This window comes from Pelatocladus sp., assembly GCF_059505505.1.
The window spans coordinates 1-4589 of the sequence record NZ_JCACKS010000150.1; the positions used below are offsets into that span (position 1 = coordinate 1).

Below are 4589 nucleotides of genomic sequence, written 5' to 3' on the forward strand. Positions count from 1 at the left end.
CATTAGATTCTTCCGAGTCCTTGTGTCAAGCCTGATTGAGATGCTCTTACCCTGTAAAGCGCTCACTACGAACCAATCAAAACAAAGTTGACAGTGTACTACATTCCGCACTTCAAAATGTCATATATTAATACTTCAATAAATACTACAAAAAATTGTTTATTGTATTAAGTATTAAGATTGATATTTTTTAGGTTTTTGGCGATCGCTATTTAACTACCATTAGCCCAAACTTCGTAATACAAGCATATTACAAAACTAAGTGCGGAATGTGGGATTTAAACTAGGATTTTTGAGAGCTACACTCCATGCTGTGTCGAGATTGCTTGCTCGATTTCAATGCTGAACAGCTTAGGATCGTGGGATGTATTCATTGGTTCAACTTGGGTTATTATTACATTTATAGTATGATGGTCATCATACAATATTCTGTAGAACTAACTTATGAATAAACCAATCATTCTTGTAACTGGTGCTACTGGCAAAACAGGAAGCGCTGTGGTTTTCGAGCTTGTTAATCTCGGCTGGCCAGTGCGCGCCATTGTCCGCAGGCTCGATGCGCGCAGCGAAAGATTGAGGAAATATGGGGTGGAGGTGGTAGTTGCAGATTTGTTCGATCCGGAACAGCTCTTTAGAGCTATGCAGGGAACCTCTCGTGCTTATTACTGTCCGCCTTTTAACTCGTATATGATCCAAAGCGCAGCCGCTTTTGCAGTTTCCGCTCAGAAGGCAAGACTTGAAGCCATCGTTGGCCTTAGCCAATGGCTTGCAAGCCCCTCGCATCCTTCATTGTTAACACGGCAACACTGGCTCGTCGATCAGATGTTCTCTATGATCCCAGGTGTCGCCTATACCATCGTCAATCCAGGATTCTTTGCTGATAACTATTTGCGCCTGATCAATTTTGCCGCTCATTTTGGTATGTTTCCTAATCTGACTGGTAACAGCCGCAACGCGCCACCTTCGAATGAGGATATAGCACGCGTCGTTGTTGCTGCGTTGATCGATCCCGCAAAGCATGGCGGTAAAACTTATCGTCCTACCGGACCTGTACTCCTTTCAGTAAACGACATGACCAAAATCTTGAGCCGGGTGCTAAAGCGGAAGGTTGTCCCCATGGACATGCCGATGTCGATGTTTTTAAAGGCTGCGCGAGCCGAGGGCGTGAGTGCTTTCGAGTTGAGTGGCTTCCGCTATTACGTTGAAGATCACAAGCGTGGGGCTTTTGAAATAGGCGCTCCAACCAGTGACGTTTATGACGTCACGGGCCGACAACCGGAGGATTTTGAAACCATCGCCCACCGTTATGCCGCTTTGCCATTTGCCCGTATCAGTTTGCAAAACAAGCTTCGCGCTTTAGTGGATTTCATTCGCATCGGCATCACACCTGCTTACGATCTAGATCGCTACGAGCGGGAACAACGGCATCCATTACTCGCTCATCCAATACTTGCTGCCGACTCCGAAATTTGGGTCAATGAGCATGGTGTAAAGGATGAGGATGGAGCGGGTAGGTTTAGCTTTCAAGCCCAAGCACCTCTATTCTAAGCTCGACTTTATCCAATTAAGCATAGCATTGGACATCCCTTTCCTGATGCCAGCTATTAAGCGAGCAAAAATAGGAGAAATTAATAATTAATTAGTTTTTCAAAGGTAGAAAAAGCTATAAAACTCGTCATACCATATCGAGAAGTAAAGATAAATCAGTGATCTTTGATTTGTCTTTGGGGTAGTTGCGAGTTTTTTTAATGTTTTAGAGCAAAAGTTATTTAAAAAACTAAAGATTACGTTGTTCTACGATAAATAATCTCAATGAATCATACCTAGATTCGATAAATTTTTATTTTTATTTGTAGAATCTGTCAGAGGATTGATTTGTTTTTCTATTGTCAATATAGCTTTTTTGGCATTGCTGATTTAATGTATGAAAATGATTTTGCATAATGCCAAAATCTTTGTAGAGACACGATATATTGTGTCTCTACATTCGGATTCATACCGCATTCAGCAACGCCGCTTTTTTAGTCAGCTTAATTTTATTTTCATAAGGTTGAATTACTAATTTCACAACCAGATGTTAACCTTAAATATATTGACTCATTAGGATTGTTATACTATCGTTGTAGTAGTGATGAGTAAATAGGCATCCAAAGTTCAGTTCTAAAACAAAACATGATAGTTAAGCTTGAGTATCTATCAACAGGATTAAGCTATTTACTTAACTAAATGCTAAGAAAATTGAGATTGACATCACTACTATGATTGTGCTGCAAAATTTATTGAATAACAAATCAATTACAAATTATTGATTTGATTTAAAAGTACTTAAAATCACAGTAAACCACTTTTCAAACATCATCTTAGACTTAGTTAAGCAAGCAATCATAAAATTTGAGAAACGAATTCTGTCTGTGATCGCACATAACTTTTTTCGACAGATTGAACCTGTCCTTTGTAAATCATATTCATTGCCTCCATACCTCTCAATGTTTGTCAAACAGTATTAAAGGAGGTCATTCGTGAGAGGTTAAGGTCGGATAGCATTTGTCAATAAGCAATAATGCTTGAAAAATGGCTAAAATCGGGGTTGAAAACATAAATCTTGAGCAGGCGATGCCAAAGGCAAGCCGCTCTACGTCTGCGCGTAATCTTGATACGCATCATTCATTTTTAACCCATATGTGAAGTACAAAAGTTAACTTGATACTTTAACTTCTTCCACATTTTCAGCATAATTTTTAATTGCCTTCTGCCCTCTGCCTTGTTATGAAGACAATTTTCAACACCGACCTACTTAGTAGTTCTCAAATTTTTTGCAACACTACCAGAATAATAATTCTCTGCAAAAGCTGAGTAAGCATCCTTGCAAAAGCTGAGTAAACATCCTTAAACACAAATCATGTTAGCTAATTTTAATCGTCTGAGCAAAGCAGTGTCTATTGCGGCATTGACCACTGGTGTGACATTGAGTGTTGGTGTGGCATTTGCTGCACCGTCTGCTCGAAAAGATTCCGCTCAAGATAATCCTGCGATTGTTGGTGCTGGTGGAGGCTCCGTTATCACCATTTTTGATGACAACAATCCCCTGAGCGATCCAAATGTTGGTTATGACAGTGAACTTTGGAACTTTACAAACCGTTTAGGCATTCCTTACAGATATATAATCACTGGTAGTGGTTATGGTCGTGGAGCGTTCCGCAATGGAGATATCGTCTTAGGTCAACGTGTTGACTTTGCAGTTACCGACGGTATAGGCACAACCTTTGGTGCTAATACAACTGTCCGCAACAACACCATTATCGATACAGTTACCAACGAGCCAGTTATCGACCCAATCACTGGTCTACACTATGTTGTTGTCAACGGAGTCAACATTAACATTGAGTTAGCTACCAATGCCCAGTTTCCTGACGGTCGTTATTACGAGCCTAGTATGAGTCCAGAAGTAGCTTGCCGTATGTTGAGAGGAAACCCAGCTCTAGGCGATCCAGTCAACTGGAAACAAGTGCAAAATGCTAAGGGTGAGTTCGGTCCAGACGTGCCTATTATACGCGTTATTTCAGGTGATGTTAGCGGAGAGGCTGCTACCCTCTCTAATGGTAATGATCCCTCACAAAATAACGTCCCCGCTACTGTATTTACGGATAGCACAACTAATGTACGTGGAAGATACGGAATGGCTCAAGGATGTAACAACGGTGTTGAACTCTATCCAGGTGGTCCTAAACGACCTCCTCTTGACACTTTCGTCAGTAACCCCCTTCCTGATCTCAGCGCCGTTGACTCTACACAAACAGCATTTAATAACGGAGCAATAATCCCTAACCCAAGAATAACTGATATCGCCATTAACGCTGCTGCTACGATGAGCGATCCAACTAAAACAGATCCTTTCAATGCGGCTGTTGAAACTGGTGATGACAACAACTCCAATTCTTATAATTTTGCTGTTATCAAAGCCATAAGGGATAACAATGGAGCTCTTGGCCCTGTGGAACGTACCTTGCTTAAAAGAGCAATAGCAGACAACGATTCATTTCCACTAGCACAGCAACTTTCGGAGGCTATACTGGTGATTCCATCAGATAGTCCGACCGCTGCTCAGACCGGTACCGTCATTGCTGCAGGTCCAAACTATGTAATCTTTAGAGAGGACTACCTCATTGGTGGTCCTGGGAGTCCTTCCGATAAGAAAAAGATAATTGCTGCTCGAAAGGTATGCTACGGTTACCTCTTCTCTGGCTTCCTGGGTAATCAAGCTGCTCAACTTTACCCTAAACAAGCAAACTTTAACATCAACAACGCTGGTGGACAATTTCCTTACAACCAAGTTGGCAGTACTCAACAAGGTGCTGACACCGATAACTTTAGTCCTTGCAGTAGAATCGGTGGACGCCCTCATAAAATGAGGTAGTAAATAGATTACTAACAACAGATAAGTAGAAAGGCGCAAAAAACCGTAGAGGCGGAGCGGCTTCTGGGAGAGTAGTATGTAACGAAAAGTAAAGTTGCCTAAAAACCTCTTTCCTTTTGTCTATTACGATCCAGATCCCGATGCGCCAGACAAGACATATGGCAGCCGTATGGCT

Annotated in this window: 2 protein-coding genes; both read left to right on the top strand. The window is 41.5% G+C overall.

Annotated features, from left to right (window positions below; translation table 11 throughout):
• Positions 1 to 444 precede the first annotated feature (444 nt).
• A complete protein-coding gene (locus AC5JMK_RS12665; protein WP_495910237.1) occupies positions 445 to 1548 on the top strand; it encodes an NmrA family NAD(P)-binding protein in 1104 nt (367 codons plus the stop codon).
• Positions 1549 to 2899: 1351 nt separating this feature from the next.
• On the top strand, positions 2900 to 4414 hold the full coding sequence (locus AC5JMK_RS12670; RefSeq protein WP_096679386.1) for a hypothetical protein: 1515 nt from the start codon (positions 2900 to 2902) through the stop codon (positions 4412 to 4414).
• Positions 4415 to 4589 lie beyond the last annotated feature (175 nt).